This window comes from Paenibacillus sp. LS-5 (assembly GCF_056121505.1).
Map to the genome: position 1 here is coordinate 1 of NZ_JBWAVA010000024.1, position 15,625 is coordinate 15,625.

22 protein-coding genes are annotated in these 15,625 nt (G+C 46.0%); 2 read left to right on the top strand and 20 right to left on the bottom strand.

Annotated features, from left to right (window positions below; translation table 11 throughout):
• Positions 1-328: 328 nt before the first annotated feature.
• Positions 329-559, bottom strand: a complete 231-nt coding sequence (locus tag AC0MA3_RS24115; protein WP_025706563.1) for a hypothetical protein — start codon at positions 557-559, stop codon at positions 329-331.
• A gap of 221 nt (positions 560-780) precedes the next feature.
• Positions 781-1,389 carry a stage II sporulation protein M gene (locus AC0MA3_RS24120; protein WP_474658131.1) on the bottom strand — a complete coding sequence of 203 codons (609 nt, stop codon included), beginning with the start codon at positions 1,387-1,389 and terminating at the stop codon, positions 781-783.
• Between the two features lie 110 nt (positions 1,390-1,499).
• Between AC0MA3_RS24120 and pdaB the strand changes: the two genes are divergently transcribed.
• Positions 1,500-2,303 carry a polysaccharide deacetylase family sporulation protein PdaB gene (pdaB, locus tag AC0MA3_RS24125; RefSeq protein ID WP_474658112.1) on the top strand — a complete coding sequence of 268 codons (804 nt, stop codon included), beginning with the start codon at positions 1,500-1,502 and terminating at the stop codon, positions 2,301-2,303.
• Positions 2,304-2,349: 46 nt separating this feature from the next.
• Here pdaB and AC0MA3_RS24130 read toward each other — a convergent pair whose 3' ends face one another.
• Together AC0MA3_RS24130 and AC0MA3_RS24135 are read right to left on the bottom strand one after the other, a co-directional pair.
• A complete protein-coding gene (locus AC0MA3_RS24130; RefSeq protein ID WP_474658113.1) occupies positions 2,350-3,171 on the bottom strand; it encodes a PPK2 family polyphosphate kinase in 822 nt (273 codons plus the stop codon).
• Between the two features lie 154 nt (positions 3,172-3,325).
• Complete coding sequence (locus AC0MA3_RS24135) at positions 3,326-3,916, bottom strand: KinB-signaling pathway activation protein (RefSeq protein ID WP_379163925.1); 591 nt, start codon at positions 3,914-3,916, stop codon at positions 3,326-3,328.
• Positions 3,917-4,045: 129 nt separating this feature from the next.
• On the opposite strand from AC0MA3_RS24135, the gene gerD reads away from it, so the two are divergent.
• Positions 4,046-4,720, top strand: a complete 675-nt coding sequence (gerD, locus tag AC0MA3_RS24140) for a spore germination lipoprotein GerD (RefSeq protein ID WP_474658114.1) — start codon at positions 4,046-4,048, stop codon at positions 4,718-4,720.
• 58 nt (positions 4,721-4,778) lie between these two features.
• Here gerD and AC0MA3_RS24145 read toward each other — a convergent pair whose 3' ends face one another.
• From AC0MA3_RS24145 to AC0MA3_RS24220, 16 genes are all read right to left on the bottom strand, one after another.
• Positions 4,779-5,888, bottom strand: coding sequence for an Mrp/NBP35 family ATP-binding protein (locus AC0MA3_RS24145; protein WP_474658115.1), 1,110 nt, complete (start codon positions 5,886-5,888; stop codon positions 4,779-4,781).
• A 90-nt stretch (positions 5,889-5,978) separates the two neighbouring features.
• Positions 5,979-6,725 carry an N-acetylmuramoyl-L-alanine amidase CwlD gene (gene cwlD / locus AC0MA3_RS24150; RefSeq protein ID WP_379163790.1) on the bottom strand — a complete coding sequence of 249 codons (747 nt, stop codon included), beginning with the start codon at positions 6,723-6,725 and terminating at the stop codon, positions 5,979-5,981.
• 71 nt (positions 6,726-6,796) lie between these two features.
• Positions 6,797-7,972 (bottom strand): sulfate adenylyltransferase, encoded by a 1,176-nt coding sequence (gene sat, locus AC0MA3_RS24155; protein WP_474658116.1) that lies wholly within the window; start codon positions 7,970-7,972, stop codon positions 6,797-6,799.
• 37 nt (positions 7,973-8,009) lie between these two features.
• The gene (locus tag AC0MA3_RS24160; protein WP_379163796.1) at positions 8,010-8,702 is read right to left on the bottom strand and encodes a phosphoadenylyl-sulfate reductase; all 693 of its coding nucleotides are present in this window, start codon (positions 8,700-8,702) and stop codon (positions 8,010-8,012) included.
• A gap of 372 nt (positions 8,703-9,074) precedes the next feature.
• Positions 9,075-9,467, bottom strand: a complete 393-nt coding sequence (gene rpsI, locus AC0MA3_RS24165) for a 30S ribosomal protein S9 (RefSeq protein ID WP_042140127.1) — start codon at positions 9,465-9,467, stop codon at positions 9,075-9,077.
• A 20-nt stretch (positions 9,468-9,487) separates the two neighbouring features.
• The gene (gene rplM, locus AC0MA3_RS24170) at positions 9,488-9,925 is read right to left on the bottom strand and encodes a 50S ribosomal protein L13 (protein WP_042140128.1); all 438 of its coding nucleotides are present in this window, start codon (positions 9,923-9,925) and stop codon (positions 9,488-9,490) included.
• Between the two features lie 227 nt (positions 9,926-10,152).
• Positions 10,153-10,932: a tRNA pseudouridine(38-40) synthase TruA gene (gene truA, locus AC0MA3_RS24175; protein WP_474658117.1), complete on the bottom strand. Its 780-nt coding sequence runs from the start codon at positions 10,930-10,932 to the stop codon at positions 10,153-10,155.
• A gap of 221 nt (positions 10,933-11,153) precedes the next feature.
• Complete coding sequence (gene rplQ, locus AC0MA3_RS24180) at positions 11,154-11,519, bottom strand: 50S ribosomal protein L17 (protein ID WP_019908254.1); 366 nt, start codon at positions 11,517-11,519, stop codon at positions 11,154-11,156.
• A 34-nt stretch (positions 11,520-11,553) separates the two neighbouring features.
• Positions 11,554-12,498 carry a DNA-directed RNA polymerase subunit alpha gene (locus AC0MA3_RS24185; protein WP_379163802.1) on the bottom strand — a complete coding sequence of 315 codons (945 nt, stop codon included), beginning with the start codon at positions 12,496-12,498 and terminating at the stop codon, positions 11,554-11,556.
• 130 nt (positions 12,499-12,628) lie between these two features.
• Positions 12,629-13,024: a 30S ribosomal protein S11 gene (rpsK, locus tag AC0MA3_RS24190; protein WP_020427052.1), complete on the bottom strand. Its 396-nt coding sequence runs from the start codon at positions 13,022-13,024 to the stop codon at positions 12,629-12,631.
• A gap of 19 nt (positions 13,025-13,043) precedes the next feature.
• Positions 13,044-13,412, bottom strand: coding sequence for a 30S ribosomal protein S13 (gene rpsM, locus AC0MA3_RS24195; protein ID WP_036721817.1), 369 nt, complete (start codon positions 13,410-13,412; stop codon positions 13,044-13,046).
• Between the two features lie 19 nt (positions 13,413-13,431).
• On the bottom strand, positions 13,432-13,545 hold the full coding sequence (gene rpmJ / locus AC0MA3_RS24200) for a 50S ribosomal protein L36 (RefSeq protein ID WP_003322638.1): 114 nt from the start codon (positions 13,543-13,545) through the stop codon (positions 13,432-13,434).
• 53 nt (positions 13,546-13,598) lie between these two features.
• The gene (gene infA / locus AC0MA3_RS24205) at positions 13,599-13,814 is read right to left on the bottom strand and encodes a translation initiation factor IF-1 (RefSeq protein WP_018753971.1); all 216 of its coding nucleotides are present in this window, start codon (positions 13,812-13,814) and stop codon (positions 13,599-13,601) included.
• A gap of 2 nt (positions 13,815-13,816) precedes the next feature.
• Entirely contained in the window at positions 13,817-14,125 is a 309-nt protein-coding gene (locus AC0MA3_RS24210; RefSeq protein WP_474658118.1) for a hypothetical protein, read from the bottom strand.
• Positions 14,126-14,136: 11 nt separating this feature from the next.
• A complete protein-coding gene (map, locus tag AC0MA3_RS24215) occupies positions 14,137-14,889 on the bottom strand; it encodes a type I methionyl aminopeptidase (RefSeq protein ID WP_474658119.1) in 753 nt (250 codons plus the stop codon).
• A 4-nt stretch (positions 14,890-14,893) separates the two neighbouring features.
• Positions 14,894-15,538 carry an adenylate kinase gene (locus tag AC0MA3_RS24220; protein WP_379163812.1) on the bottom strand — a complete coding sequence of 215 codons (645 nt, stop codon included), beginning with the start codon at positions 15,536-15,538 and terminating at the stop codon, positions 14,894-14,896.
• Positions 15,539-15,625: the final 87 nt, after the last annotated feature.

Below are 15,625 nucleotides of genomic sequence, written 5' to 3' on the forward strand. Positions count from 1 at the left end.
ATTGGTATTTAGAAAGAGCGATTGCTCATTTTGAAACATCTGACGAGAATTTGCATTCTCTATTTTGGATCTCACTTTCGTGAAATCCCACTCACTCGTTGTTCAGTTTTCAAAGATCAATGTCTTATTTTTCTTCATCGTCGCTTGTCAGCAGCGACCTTTATAATATATCACAGCGACCAAACATTTGGCAAGTACTTTTTTGAAAAAAGTGTTTTTCGTTTTTCCTCACCACTGGCTACTCTTCATTACATAGAAAAGGAGCGCGAGATATAATTTATCACAGCAGCTCCCTTTTAGTCAACCTCTTTAATTGAAATCGAACTTGCTAATGTTTGGACTGTGAATAACGTCCTCCCCATGCATACTTGGACAGCTCTTTCTGCGGAGCAAAACGAGCATACATCCGGAATACAGTTTTATATCGATTGGCTATGGCATGCCTAATATTTTGGTCCAAGCGTTGATCACTTAAATCAAGGAGCATTTCATCAAGCTCTTTACGAAGAACATAATCCAGCTCCTTGCACTCTTTTTCATTGAACAACATTCCCAACATATGCTTGGCCTCCTTCATCAATTTTAATTCAACAAAGTCCTTTAAATGACGCTACTTGTGCTAAAGAAGAAAGTCCATTGTTTGGGGAAAGCTGCGTTACATATCCACTTACACTAGATTAACCGGAGCATCGCATCTATAACCATAATTAAGAAAATCTTCTGTATGGCTTGCTTTCCTACAATGAAAGGCTTTAATGTTATGCTCATTTCTCTGAATTTTTATGATAATAATGAAAATGTAATTGTACTTTCAATGACCGCTGCTACAAACAGTAGAATAACAATCCAGATGGAAGCTCTTAAGGTTTGGCGCATAAAAGCTGGCCACACACCGCTTCTCTGTTCTCTTGTGGCTGCTGAACTGAATAAATCGGAGATTACATTCCAGCCAAACTGCAGGCCAAATGCGCACGCGATGATAATTGCCGGGATTTCAATAATCCCATGCGGCAATAGTCCTTTTACGATAAGGTCGAACAAATCCGATCCCTGCAATAACGACAAATGAATCAGATAACCAATCACTCCGCCATTTATCAATAAAAATAATGCAGGCAATATTCCAAATAGGGCACCTAAAAAGATTATGAGTACACCTTTGATGCTGTTGTTCAAAAATATAAATTGAAAAAAACTCCATTGTGGATGTGGCGACTCCTTGAGGCTACCACTGATTTTGCTCAAACCTTCTAATTGCTCTGATAAAAGCTTTTGCAGGCTGCCGGTGCCGATCCAACCGATAATCCCTCCCGCCACAAACAATAAGATAGCAAGTAATAATGCTTTACGAATTCTTGATACATCTCTTGCGAAAGCGGGGAAAGACAGCATAATTACCTCCTGAAAGTATAATGGACATATCTAAGGTCATAAGCGCCCTGTACGAGCATACATTTAGAACAAACAAGCATTTCGCATGGGAGAGGAGCGCTAATAATATGAATTCTTTTTATGTATTCAGCGGTAAGAAGATTAAACGGTTCATCTATATCTTTGCCGCTGCGCTTCTTGCTGCCGGTGTCGTCTATGTCGAGAGAGGCAATATTACCGTTTTTTCGGAAACAGCCCCTTCCGCCATTTACAGCGTACCGACAGAGAAGAAGCTCATCGCCTTAACGTTTGACATTAGCTGGGGAGAGAAACGGCCCGAACCGATTCTGAAGGTGCTCGAAGACAAAAAGGTAGATAAAGCGACCTTCTTCCTCTCGTCCCCCTGGAGCAAAACACATCCCGAAATTGTCACCAGCATTAAAGACGCCGGTTATGAAATTGGCAGCCATGGCCACAAGCATGTGAACTACAGTACCTTGAGCAATGAAGAAATAAAGACCCAGATTACGACCGCTCATACAGTGCTGACCGAACTTACCGGCAAAGAGCCAAATTTGATCCGGATGCCGAATGGCGATTTTGACAAAAGAGTGCTTCAGGTTGCAAGTGATCTGGGCTACAAGGTGATACAGTGGGATACAGATTCGCTGGATTGGAAAAACATCGGTGTAGACAATATTGTGAACCGTGTGACCAGTAAGGCCCATCCCGGGGATATCGTGCTTTTGCATGCCAGTGATTCCTGCAAGCAGACCCATGAAGCCCTCCCGCAGATTATAGACAAACTCCGTAGTCAAGGTTATGAATTTGTCACAGTGTCTGAGCTGATTAGCCAAAGCAGCGCCGAGGGCAAGGAAGTTCGCGATTCCGCCATGCTAAATGAAGGTTTAGAGGATGCTGCCGGTATGTAAATACCCAGGTTCATACCAGCAGTCCTTCTTTGGTCAGTCGAACATCCTAATGTCGTGGGGAAATGAGTTCTGAAATATCGGGTGTGGGGTCATCCAGCTTCGGATAGCTCAGATCCAGGCTCTCCAGCGTCTTAACAACAATGGCTAAAGCCAGATAATTGCGATACCACCGGTGATTGGCCGGAATCCAATACCAGGGTGTTGCATCACTACTTGTCTCCCTAAAAACATCTTCGTATGCTTCCTGATAATCATCCCAATATTCCCGCTCCTGCAGATCACTGGCATCAAACTTCCAATGCTTGGTCGGGTCCTGCAGCCGTTCCTGAATCTTTTCAAGCTGCTTATCCTTGGAGATATTCAAAAAGAGCTTGATGATCGTTGTCCCTTCTTCCGCCAGCATGGCCTCAAACTCGCGAATGTAGCGAAAGCGGCGCTTCATTTCTTCTTTTTTGAGATTTCCATGCACCCGGGGTACAAGAACATCTTCATAGTGCGAGCGGTTAAATGCGGCAATATAACCCTTGGGAGGCGTCTTCATGTGCACTCTCCACAGGAAATCATGAGCTTCTTCCTCCAGGGAAGGTTTCTTGAAGCTGGTGACCATAAATCCTTGTGGATTAATACCGGAGAAAATATGCTTGACGGTTCCGTCTTTCCCACTGGAGTCCATACCTTGAAGGATAACTAGCAGGGAGTGCTTTTTCTGGGCAAAAAGAATATCCTGCAGTTCAGCGAGACGTTCTTTAAGCTTTGCCATTTTGGCTTCTGCTTCTTCTTTTGATTTAAAGTCCCCGCTCTCATCGGGGTCAAGATGCTTCAGGACAGATTCCTTTGTGTCTTTTATCATATAGCGCTTGATGTTCATATATTCCCTCCTAGTGGTCTTCAAACGGTTTTTAGTTATGTACACTGTTCTTAAAGATTAACCTGCTGCTTCCGTTTTTAATCGTAGCTTGTATCTATTTCAACAAAACCCCGTCTTCTCTTAAATGAGTAGCGGGGTTATTTGCTGCATAGCTTTATGAGTGTTTGGGTTTCAGAATCCGGTGTAGCATCAAGATTTGGTATGCATTACAGGCAATGAGCGGAACCACAATAAAAACAGTGGCACTGTCTACTCCGATTCGGAGTACACCAATGATCTCCACGATGGTGATAGCTGTCAAAAAGAAAAATGTCGGAATCCAGGCTGATCTATTCGTACTCCGTACTTTGAAATAAGCGACAATAACTGCAGTAAGCAGAATGCCGATACCCAAAAGCAAATCAGAGAGTACATTTCGGCCTCCACCCACGAAGGTACGCAAAAAAATCAGTTCAAGCAGGGCAAGCAAAGATAGAATGATCTGGATATATTGCCAGGCCTTTCGCGGGAAGACCCCGATTCCCATATAGTTCAGAATAAGATACGCAAAGAATCCAAGTTGAGCGTAAACGCTCACAAGCATGCCATAACCAAGAAGTATAAGCGGATAGATCAATGAATCGGCAGTACTTTTGAAATCGATCCTACCGTTAACTACTTGCAGAAGTAGCCCGGCAACAACGGCCCCTCCCGCCCCGATCAGAAGCGTGGTCCAGAACAAATAAAACCATTTCCTTATATTCAGCCTTTTCACCTCCCACATGTCAGATTTATTTTACCAAGCTTACCGTCAAAAAACCATTGCAAGCACAACATAAAAGCCCACCTCTGCGGCATACTACATGCAGGAATCCTATAAAGGAGGGCAGCACCAATGAAGTGGAGAACCTTGTGGACCGGAAGCTTGTTGCTAAGCATGGTTATGACCTTGACGGCTTGTGGCAGTGAACAGAGCGGTTCCTCTTCTGGACAAGTCAGTTATAAGGAAATGAAGACTATGGTTGTAGATATATTGAAAAGCGAAGAGGGAAAGAAGGCAGTCGAGGAGGCACTATCCTCTTCAGGCTCTGAGGGAAGCAGCTCCAGCGGTCTTAGCATGAAAATGATGCCTCTGCAAACCACCGAGCAAATCCGGGTTGCTGTAAAGGACACGATCACTGCACCCGAGTATCAGAAAGAAATTGAAAAAATCATGACAGATCCACAGTTCGCCGGAGACTTCGCAAAAGCAATTAATACCCAAAGCAAAGAGCTCCACCTTCAGTTGATCAAAGATCCGACATATCAGAAATCCGTTGCTGAAATTATGAAATCACCCGAAATGATGAAGATGTTCCTTGATCTTACCAAAACGTCCGATTACCGCAAGCAATCCATGACCATCATGCAGGAAGCAATGCAGAACCCGCTCTTCCGTATGGAGGTACTTGATCTCCTTAAAACAGTGGTTCAAGACGAATTGCAGCCTAAGGTTGAAAAAAAGGATTCGGGTAAAGATCAGGGAAGCGGTGGAGACAGCAAGGATGGTAGCGGTGATTCAGGATCATAACTCTAAAAAAGAGGCCTTCCGGATCAGTTCGGAATCAGCCTCTTTTTTGGGTTATCACTCACTGTTCATATTTGGCAATCAGCTTGTCAGCCATCCCAGCAAATAATTGTGCAGTAGCTGTCTCAGCCTTGTATACAGACGGCGAGAAATCCGGTTCAGAAATATGATTGTCCGGTGCACCCAGAGGGATCTGGGCCAGCAGCTCTGTATGAAGGGTTTCCGCCAATCTCGCTCCGCCTCCACGGCCAAAGATGTAATCCTTCTTCCCGCAGGAGGAACATTCATAATAAGCCATGTTCTCAATGACCCCAAGAATCTCGTGGTCAGTCTGTAGCGCCATAGAACCCGCTCTTGCTGCTACAAAGGCAGCTGTCGCATGTGGGGTAGTAACAATGATCTCCTTACTGTGCGGCAGCATCTGATGGACATCAAGTGCTACGTCACCTGTACCCGGTGGCAGATCGAGCAGCATGTAATCAAGTTCACCCCAGCTGACATCGCTGAAGAACTGGCGAAGCATTTTGCCGAGCATCGGTCCCCTCCAGATAACAGGGCTATTCTCACGGATGAAAAACCCCATAGACATGACTTTTACTCCAAAACGTTCCACAGGAATAATAGTTCCTTCTTCCACAATCGGGCCTTCTTCAATTCCCATCATATCGGGAATGCTGAATCCATAGATGTCAGCATCAATCAGTCCGACTTTCTTGCCTTTTCTAGCCAGCGCCACTGCCAAATTAACCGTGACAGTCGACTTACCAACGCCGCCTTTGCCGCTGGCAACTGCGATGAAGTTCACACCTGAGTTCTCATTGATCAGGTCATGCCCCTCCAGGCCCGCTGCATGCCCTTTTAAAGAGTCTCCCTGTTGTAATTGGGGTTTGTCCTCCGTGCTCTCTCCGCGAAGAATAGCGCGCTCATAATCAGTGGCATCACGCAGCCGGATATGAATATTGCCCGCTCCTCCCTCAGTTAGCAAGTCACGCACACTTTGCTCAAGCTCCATACGGCTTTTCTCTTCGGTATCCAGACACACGATCGACAGTGAGATCCGGTCTTCTTTGACCATGATATCGCGAATCAGCTGTAATTCGATAAGGCTTTTTCCGGATTCCGGGTCAGTAAGCGGCTGCAATAATTCCTGAATTTGTTCCCTGGTCAGCATGGAAAGCACCTCTATTTCCTACCGGATGGGTAAGATACCGGTATTTTTGATCCATTATACATTACCTTTCTGCAAAAGCGTAGTAACCACTCAAGGCCGTTCAGAAGCGTATCGCAGAATCCCGCGATATATGCCGGTGGCAACCTTCCGTTGGTAGACCTCATCCCCTAACAAAGCTGATTCTTGAGGATGGGATAGAAAACCGACTTCCACAAGCGCAGCAGGCATTTTTAGAGCTTTTAACAAATAAACAGTATTCACGGTTTTCGCCACCCTGTCCGTGTTCTCTAGTGTGGTTCTGAGCTCATCCTGCACAAAGTCTGCCAATGCTTTGTTCCCTTCATTGTTCGGATAATAGAAGGTCTGTGCTCCGCTCCAGCGTCCTGAAGGCACACTATTCATATGCACACTTATAAACAGGTCAGCCCTCTTCTCCTCAATACTTCTTACACGTTGCTTCAGATCTTCTGTCTTGCGTTTGGAGTAGCCTTTGGTATCTTGCAGGGCCAAGTCATAATCCCCTTCCCGGGTCATCATCACTATCGCTCCTGACTGCTGCAGATAATCCCGCAGGTATAGAGCAACCGAAAGGTTGATATCCTTTTCAATTAACCCCTCCCGGCTAACTGCCCCACCATCAGGGCCCCCATGGCCTGCATCAATAGCAATTGTTTTACCGGACAATGGCAGGCTCCAGTAATTCAACGTTTTGGCAGTTGGCATATCATAAGCAATAATACAGATCATGACTACTAGCAAAACAGCACCTACCATACTTTTTTTGATGCTGCTCCATGAAATCCAGACCGAGACTTTCCCTTGCTTTCGGCCAGACATAACAAAGACCCCCTCGTCCCGATAGATTCTACTCATCTATATGGGACAAGAGGGCCAATTAGTACTGGCTCTTAGGATTCAGTAATGACTTCTGCGGACATTCCCTCGATAAGAATTTCAGCTACCTCTGGACGCGTGAATTCCGGAGGCGGACATTTCCCATCTCTCAGTAGTGCGCGTACCTTCGTGCCGGACAGGGTCAAATGCTGATCGCTTGGGTGCGGACAGGTCTTACTGGAAGCCATATTGCCACATTTTACACAAAAGAAACTGTGTTCAAAGAACAATGGGGTGATTCCCAGCTCATCTGCCGTAAAATTCGAGAAGATCTCTTGCGCTTCATAAGTGCCGTAATAATCACCTACACCCGCATGATCCCGACCGACTATAAAATGAGTACACCCATAATTCTTACGAACCATGGCATGAAAAATCGCTTCCCTCGGTCCGGCATAACGCATAGCAGCGGGGAATACACCAAGAAAAGTACGGTTTTCTGGATAATAGTTCTCCAATAGTGCAAGATAGCTCTTCATGCGTACATTGGCTGGAACATCATCAGATTTGGTCTCCCCTACCAGAGGATTAAGGAAAAGTGCATCCACAACCTCCATAGCGCACTTCTGGATATACTCATGTGCCCGGTGCACAGGATTGCGCGTCTGAAACCCTACAACGGTTCTCCAACCCTTATCCGCAAAGATTTGGCGTGTCTCTGCCGGATCAAAATAAAATTCTCCAAATTTCTCAGGCTGAGGACGATTCAGAACTGTAATGGGTCCCCCCACATAAGTGGCCGGTCTAGCCAGCAATTTGCTCACACCAGGGTGCGCGGGATCCGTTGTTTTGAACACATTCTTCGCCTCAAACTCCTGATCTACTTTATATATACTTTCAATATCAAGCAGTCCATAAACAACTCCATCCTCCTCACCAATCAGCGCAACTCTATCGCCCACGGCAAGACTAGAAACCACTTCATCTTCTACGGCCAATGTAACAGGGATACTCCATACCGTGCCATTGGAAAGACGCATGCTTTTGACTACAGAGTGGTAATCTTCTTCATTCAAAAAGCCCGTAAGCGGAGAAAACGCCCCTACTCCTATGAGATCTAAATCTGACAAGGTCCATCTATTCACAGTAACTGGTTTGTAGCCTGAAGCCTCCTGAAGCAGTTCTTCTCTCTGTGCCCCTTCAGCTACACGCTGAATAAGTGTTCCTCCATGAGGAAGTATTGAAGTCATCTATGCTCTCTCCTTCTGTGCAATTCGATTTCCACCCTTATTTATGCAATCCGCATTCCGTCTTGTCCGAACCCGCCCATCTTCCTGCACGTGGATCTTCACCTGGCATTACCGCCCGTGTACATTGCTCACAGCCGATGCTCGGGAAATTGCGGTCATGTAGAGGGTTATACACCACATCATTCTCGCGAATATAGTTCCATACATCCTCTGTAGTCCAGTTGGCAATCGGATTAAATTTGACAAGACCGAACTTATTATCGTATTCGACTTTTTTGGCATTGGCACGCGTTGGAGCCTGATCACGACGAATCCCTGTAATCCAGGCATCATATTGCGAAAGAATCCGGGTTAACGGCTCTACCTTGCGGATTGCACAGCACTGGTTAGGATCAGTATTCCATAAAGCCTCTCCATACTGCACAGCTTGTTCCTCAGGGGTAATCTGGGGTGATACCCGGACGAATTCCATACCGTATTTATTTGCCATTACATCTCTTGTCTCATAAGTTTCTTTAAAGTGATAATCTGTATCCAAATAGAAAACATCTGTTGAAGGACTAACTTTCTGGATCATATCTACAAGTACTACATCTTCTGCACCAAAGCTGCAGGCAAAGGTTATATTAGGAAAAGTTTCAACGGCCCAACGTATGATATCCTCAGGTGTTGCGTTCTCCAATTCCTCAGCCTTCACTCTGATTAATTCTTCTTTCTCCAGTAAGTTCATTATTATACTCCTCCATCCTGATATCTCACAAAATACTGAAACATCCATTTCCGTTAATCCCAACTAATCTTATATGGAATAGTATAATGCATTCAGAACTGAAGTCAATGCTTTTATCCATTTTGGGTGAAAGTTTTAAAAGAAGATAAACTCATGCAGCTACTCAAGCATATTCGGACAAAAAAAGGGGCCCTACCGGAAATCGGCAGAGCCAAGATAGGCATGAAATATACATACTAACTCGGGATATGTATAGAATAACGCGGAAATATTAATAGAATATTTGAACTGATGGGGAATTGAATTAAATGTAAAAGAAAAGCCTCCGACCGCGAGGGCCAGAGGCTTGAATTCCTTGATATACAAGAGATATTAACGTTTCGAGAACTGTGGAGCGCGACGAGCGGCTTTGAGGCCGTATTTCTTACGTTCCTTCATACGTGGGTCACGAGTCAGGAATCCAGCTTTCTTCAAAGCTCCGCGATACTCAGGATCAACCTTAAGCAATGCACGGGAGATCCCGTGACGAATTGCTCCAGCTTGACCGGAAATGCCGCCACCATGTGCAAGAACGATTACATCGTAGTTGCCCAGAGTTTCAGTCAGGTTCAAAGGTTGTCTTACGATCATTTTCAGTGTTTCCACACCGAAATATTCGTCCATCTCACGTTTGTTAATGACAATGCGTCCTTCACCCGGTACAAGGCGAACACGTGCTACCGAATGTTTACGACGACCTGTCCCATAGTATTGTACTTGTGCCATGAAACTGTCCTCCTCTATTCTTATCCGCGAAGTTCGTAAACTTCAGGTTTTTGTGCTGCATGTGGATGCTCAGCGCCTGCATATACTTTGAGTCTCAGCTTCATGTGATCCCCTTGACGAGTCTTAGGAATCATACCGTGAACTGCGAATTCAATCATACGCTCAGGTTTAGTCTTGATCAGGTCTTCTGCAACAGTGACTTTCAAACCACCTGGGTGCATCGAGTGACGGTAGTATTTCTTGTTTTGCATTTTCTTACCGGTCAGGTGAATCTTCTCAGCGTTGATAACAATTACGAAATCTCCAGTATCAACATGTGGAGTGAATTGCGGTTTGTGTTTGCCACGGATCAAAGCAGCGGCTTCGCTTGCCAGACGACCAAGTGTTTTGCCTTCGGCATCAATGATGTGCCAATTGCGTTCAACTTCGTTCGGCTTCGCCATATAGGTGGTACGCATGAATGTTTCCTCCTTGTTCTCGTACGAAAATCATCTGTTTCGTATATCTTGTTTCTCATTGGATTACAATTATGTGAGTTAAGAAAAGCTTGTTTGTTGGCATTTCCTTGATCGGGGCTGTGGGATAGCCATCAAGAAAACACAACTTTTATATTACAGCATAAACATAACTAGTGCAAGTGATTTATTACATTCCTTGATTTTTTATTTAAACAAAAACAGAATGTCTAGATCCCCGCTTCATCATATTCTACGCTCCATAGGGCCAATCCATTAGCCACAGCAGTAGGTCCCGCCGCCGCACGGTCACAGGCTGCCAGAATACCAGCAACCGCCTCCGCCCGAATCTTACCTTCACCCACATGAACCAGAGTTCCCATAATTATACGTACCATGTGCTGCAGAAAGCCGCTACCTGTTATATAAGTGTGAATAACTCCCTGATCTGGAGATCCGCTGCGGCACATACTATAGTCTACCTCCATATGAGCTTCAAAAATCGTCCGGACATGGGAAGTCTTTGTAGACTTCCTGGATGCAAACGATGTGAAGTCATGGGTACCAACAATAGCGTACAGGCCTTGCTGCATAGCCGGAATGTCCAGCTTCACTGGATGATGATACTGCCAGCGACGCTGGAACGGGTCAGGGAACCGGTTGCCGTTAATCGTATAACGATAGGTTTTACGCTTGGCACCTCTACGAGAATGGAAATCAAGAGGAACCTCCTGTGCTTCGGTGACCACAATATCCTGCGGAAGCCGAGCATTCAGAGCCAGACACCATCGCTCAAGTGGAATCTTAGAAGAAGTCAGGAAGTTAAACGGTTGACCATAAGCATGTACACCTGCATCAGTCCGTCCTGAACCCGTTATTTTGAGCTTCTCACCGGTCAGATGCAGTATTGCATGTTCAATATGGTCCTGTATCGTATTGCCCTGAGGCTGGGTCTGAAAGCCATCATAGAGGGTACCGTCATAATTGACCTTCATCAATAGATTACGCATTCCGTTCTTCCTTTCAGCGGCTCCATACTCCATAAGCATTGTCTTCAAAAAAAAAGAGCCCCGGCGGGAGCTCCTTCTAGTCTATACAAGGTGATTCCCGCGGATATTGTACAGCAGGGCCTAAATGCCCCTGCAGCACAATAACTTTAAATACTTCTCTGCCCATACTACATAAGTGCATGTGCGTTAAGGGGTACATCCGGAAATCATAACTTGTAATCCTACGCGCGGTCTACCAGTTCAAGATAAACCATAGGCGCAGCATCGCCACGACGAGGTCCCAGCTTCAGGATACGAGTGTATCCACCTGGACGCTCTGTGTAACGAGGAGCAATGTCAGAGAACAATTTTTGGATTGCATCCTGTTCACCGTCTACAGTCTCACGGCGGACAAATGCTGCTACTTGACGACGAGCATGAAGATCGCCTTTTTTCGCTTTAGTGATCAGCTTTTCAGCGATAGAACGAACTTCTTTCGCTTTAGCTTCTGTTGTTTGGATGCGCTCATAAAGAAACAGATCCGTTACCATGTCCCGGAACAACGCTTTACGCGCACTGGAATCACGGCCCAACTTTTGGTATGCCATTTGTTTTCCCTCCTTTACTCAAGCAATCTGCCAGCTATTCTTCTGTACGGAGTCCCAGACCAAGTTCCTCGAGCTTCTCTTGAACTTCTTCCAAAGATTTGCGGCCCAGGTTGCGGACCTTCATCATATCTTCTTCAGTTTTCGTAGTCAGCTCTTGCACGGTATTAATACCGGCACGTTTGAGGCAGTTGTAAGAACGCACAGAAAGATCAAGCTCTTCGATTGTCATCTCAAGCACTTTTTCTTTTTTGTCTTCTTCTTTTTCAACCATAATTTCGGCGTCTTTCGCTTCATCCGTAAGACCTACGAATAAAACGAGGTGTTCGTTCAAAATTTTGGCTCCAAGGCTAACAGCCTCTTCCGGTCTGATACTGCCATCCGTCCAAATTTCCATCGTCAGCTTATCGTAGTTGGTCACTTGACCTACACGAGTGTTGTCGATGCCATAATTCACACGGGAGATAGGCGTATAGATGGAATCCACCGGGATAACTCCGATGGGCTGATCGTCACGCTTGTTACGGTCCGCTTGGACGTAACCACGTCCACGGCCTGCAAAAATTCGCATGTGAAGTCTCGCACCAGGTCCCAGCGTTGCAATATGAAGATCCGGGTTCAGGATCTCAACATCGCTGTCCGCACGGATATCACCTGCGGTAACGATGCCTTCACCTTCAGCATCAATCTCGAACACTTTCTCTTCGTCTGAATGGATTTTCAGGGAAAGAGCTTTAAGGTTCAGAATGATTTCCGTCACATCTTCCATTACGCCAGGAACGGTCGAGAACTCATGCAGAACGCCGTCAATTTGGACCGAAGTCACTGCGGCTCCCGGAAGGGAGGAAAGCAAGATCCGGCGAAGCGAGTTCCCCAGAGTCGTGCCATATCCACGTTCCAGCGGTTCAACTACAAATTTCCCATAGGTTCCATCATCGTTGGCTTCTACGGTCTCAATCTTCGGCTTTTCGATTTCTATCACGAGTGTACCCCTCCTTCAAACGTCGCTCCTATATGAAACTGTCACCCATCAGGTGCATCATGTAGTATGCCTAAACACCTATTATTAGCAGATGCGTCAGAATTATACCACAATCACAATTCTGATTTCACTATACGCGACGACGTTTAGGCGGACGGCATCCATTGTGAGGAACCGGTGTTACGTCTTTAATGAGGTTTACTTCAAGGCCAGCGGCCTGAAGGGAACGGATGGCTGCTTCGCGGCCCGCGCCCGGTCCTTTAACCATAACTTCAACGGACTTCATGCCGTGTTCCATAGCTGCTTTTGCTGCAGTTTCGGCTGCCATTTGCGCTGCGAATGGAGTCGATTTACGGGAACCTTTAAATCCTTGACCGCCGGAGCTTGCCCAGGAAATTGCATTTCCGTGGGGATCCGTGATCGTAACGATAGTGTTGTTGAACGTGGAACGGATATGTGCCACGCCAGACTCGATATTTTTCCGGTCGCGACGTTTAGTACGTACGACTTTTTTCGGTTTAGCCATTGTCTCTTATCACCTCTTCTTATTTCTTTTTGTTTGCTACCGTACGACGCGGGCCTTTACGGGTACGGGCATTCGTTTTAGTACGCTGACCGCGAACAGGCAATCCACGACGATGACGAACACCGCGGTAACAGCCGATCTCAGTAAGACGTTTAATATTCAAGGAAATTTCACGACGAAGGTCACCTTCAACCTTAACTTCTTTGTCGATCGTTTCACGCAGTTTGCTGACTTCATCTTCCGTCAAATCACGGACACGTGTGTTAACGTCAATGCCTGTTTCATTAAGAATTTTCTGGGAAGTCGTTTTACCGATTCCGAAAATATAAGTCAAGGCGATCTCAACGCGTTTATCACGTGGCAAATCCACTCCAGCTATACGAGCCATTTTACGCTACACCCCCTTCTTAACCTTGTTTTTGTTTGTGTTTCGGATTTTCGCAAATTACCATAACAGTCCCTTTGCGGCGGATGACTTTGCATTTCTCGCAAATGGGCTTCACAGAAGGTCTTACCTTCATGTTAATTACCTCCTCAAAGTTTTGCGAAGCAAAACTTTTGTTGTAGTTCCCATCTATTTACGGTAAGTTATACGACCTTTTGATAAATCATAAGGCGATAACTGCACGACCACTTTGTCTCCGGTAAGGATACGGATAAAGTGCATCCGCAATTTCCCGGACACATGGGCAAGTATTTGATGACCGTTCTCAAGCTCTACCTTAAATGTTGCATTCGGCAACGGTTCAATGACCGTACCTTCCACCTCAATGACATCTTCCTTAGCCACAGTTAGTCTCCTTTCTCATAAGCACTTTTTCCAGCTGGTGCACCATACTTCATAACTGCAAAACGCAGCTTTCCGTTCGTGACCCGGCCGGTTTCTTCCAAACTGTTCACAATCTCACTGCTGATGAAGGGTATGAGCTCCAAATGCTGAATATTCTTCTTCTTCGGCGCATCAAACTTGCGTTTGTCTCCATCGGCAATATATACAAATCTGCTATCAACAACTGCGATAACAACGGCAGCCTCTCCGGCATCTTTACCTTTGAGAATTCTCACGATTTGACCAATCTGCGGGCTGCTCCCAGTATTCACGTGAAGATCACCTACGCATTCAGTTTAGTGAAAATTTCCATGCCGTCCGGCGTAACTGCTACTGTGTGTTCAAAGTGAGCACACAATGAACCATCTACCGTAACGACCGTCCAGTTATCTTCCAGTGTTTTGACATATCTATCCCCTGCGTTTACCATCGGCTCAATCGCGAGCACCATACCCGGTTTCAGACGTGGTCCGCGGTCCGTTATGCCATAATTCGGAATTTGCGGTTCTTCATGCAGTTCTGCCCCAATGCCATGACCAACATACTCGCGAACAACGGAGAACCCGGCGTCTTCGATGTATTGTTGAATAGCATGGGAGATTGTAAACAAGCGCACATCCGGTTTGACTAACGCCAGTCCCGCGTACAAGGAGCCTTCCGTAACGTCCAGCAGACGCTGAGCGTGTTCGGAAATGCTGCCAACCCCGTAAGTCCAGGCGGAATCACCGTGATAACCGCGGTACTCTGCACCAATGTCCAGCGTAACGATATCGCCTTCGACCAGTTTTCGCTTACCCGGAAATCCATGCACCAATTGTTCGTTGACTGAAGCGCAAATGCTGGCAGGAAAACCGTTGTAACCTTTGAAAGACGGCACAGCACCTTGACTGCGAATGTATTGATCGGCGATTCTGTCGAGTTCTCCTGTTGTAATGCCAGGCTGGATAGCCTCAGCTATCAAACGGTGACTCTCGGCAACAATTCGACCAGCTTCCCTCATAAAGGCAAGTTCCTGCTCGGATTTACAAATGATCATTACATTAACCTCTCAGCAAAGATACGATTTCGGAAGAAACGACATTGATTTCGTTTTCCCCGTTCACCTGACGCAAAAGACCTTTATTGTCATAAAACGCAAGCAGTGGCGCTGTCTTGTTGTCATACTCATCCAGACGCTTGCCTACACTTTCTTCATTGTCATCCGGACGTTGATACAATGCACCGCCATCAATGTCGCAAATGCCTTCTTGCTTCGGCGGGTTGAAAATCAAATGGTAGGATGTTCCGCAAACGGTACAGATCCGGCGTCCGGTAAGACGCGCCATCAGTAGTCCACGGTCCACATTCAAGTTGATTACATGATCCAATGATCGATTCAAGCGGCTCAAGATTTCTTCCAGCGCTTCCGCTTGCGAAAGGGTTCTTGGAAATCCATCCAATAAGAAACCTTTTTCGCAATCGGACTGCTGCAGCCGTTCTTCAACAATGCCAATGGTCACATCATCAGGTACAAGCAAACCTTGATCGATATAAGATTTGGCCTTAAGTCCTACAGGAGTACCTTGCTTGATTGCCAAGCGGAAAGCATCACCTGTTGAGATATGAGGTATACCCAATTCTTTTACAACTACAGCAGCCTGTGTCCCCTTGCCTGCCCCAGGAGGGCCCATGAATAAAATGTTCACGATTTCTCTTCTCCCCCCAAAAGTTCGCCACCAAGCAAGAAACAGCACAATAGGTGCCGGGAAGTCTGTGAGGCTATGCTTCACCGG

Excerpts from the sequence above, each read along its gene's own strand:
- AC0MA3_RS24115 (WP_025706563.1), bottom strand. The coding sequence starts at position 559 with ATGTTGGGAATGTTGTTCAATGAAAAAGAGTGCAAGGAGCTGGATTAT.
- pdaB (WP_474658112.1), top strand. The coding sequence starts at position 1,500 with ATGAATTCTTTTTATGTATTCAGCGGTAAGAAGATTAAACGGTTCATC.
- AC0MA3_RS24130 (WP_474658113.1), bottom strand. The coding sequence starts at position 3,171 with ATGAACATCAAGCGCTATATGATAAAAGACACAAAGGAATCTGTCCTG.
- gerD (WP_474658114.1), top strand. The coding sequence starts at position 4,046 with ATGAAGTGGAGAACCTTGTGGACCGGAAGCTTGTTGCTAAGCATGGTT.
- AC0MA3_RS24145 (WP_474658115.1), bottom strand. The coding sequence starts at position 5,888 with ATGCTGACCAGGGAACAAATTCAGGAATTATTGCAGCCGCTTACTGAC.
- cwlD (WP_379163790.1), bottom strand. The coding sequence starts at position 6,725 with ATGTCTGGCCGAAAGCAAGGGAAAGTCTCGGTCTGGATTTCATGGAGC.
- sat (WP_474658116.1), bottom strand. The coding sequence starts at position 7,972 with ATGACTTCAATACTTCCTCATGGAGGAACACTTATTCAGCGTGTAGCT.
- AC0MA3_RS24160 (WP_379163796.1), bottom strand. The coding sequence starts at position 8,702 with ATGAACTTACTGGAGAAAGAAGAATTAATCAGAGTGAAGGCTGAGGAA.
- rpsI (WP_042140127.1), bottom strand. The coding sequence starts at position 9,467 with ATGGCACAAGTACAATACTATGGGACAGGTCGTCGTAAACATTCGGTA.
- rplM (WP_042140128.1), bottom strand. The coding sequence starts at position 9,925 with ATGCGTACCACCTATATGGCGAAGCCGAACGAAGTTGAACGCAATTGG.
- truA (WP_474658117.1), bottom strand. The coding sequence starts at position 10,932 with ATGCGTAATCTATTGATGAAGGTCAATTATGACGGTACCCTCTATGAT.
- rplQ (WP_019908254.1), bottom strand. The coding sequence starts at position 11,519 with ATGGCATACCAAAAGTTGGGCCGTGATTCCAGTGCGCGTAAAGCGTTG.
- rpsK (WP_020427052.1), bottom strand. The coding sequence starts at position 13,024 with ATGGCTAAACCGAAAAAAGTCGTACGTACTAAACGTCGCGACCGGAAA.
- rpsM (WP_036721817.1), bottom strand. The coding sequence starts at position 13,412 with ATGGCTCGTATAGCTGGAGTGGATTTGCCACGTGATAAACGCGTTGAG.
- rpmJ (WP_003322638.1), bottom strand. The coding sequence starts at position 13,545 with ATGAAGGTAAGACCTTCTGTGAAGCCCATTTGCGAGAAATGCAAAGTC.
- map (WP_474658119.1), bottom strand. The coding sequence starts at position 14,889 with ATGATCATTTGTAAATCCGAGCAGGAACTTGCCTTTATGAGGGAAGCT.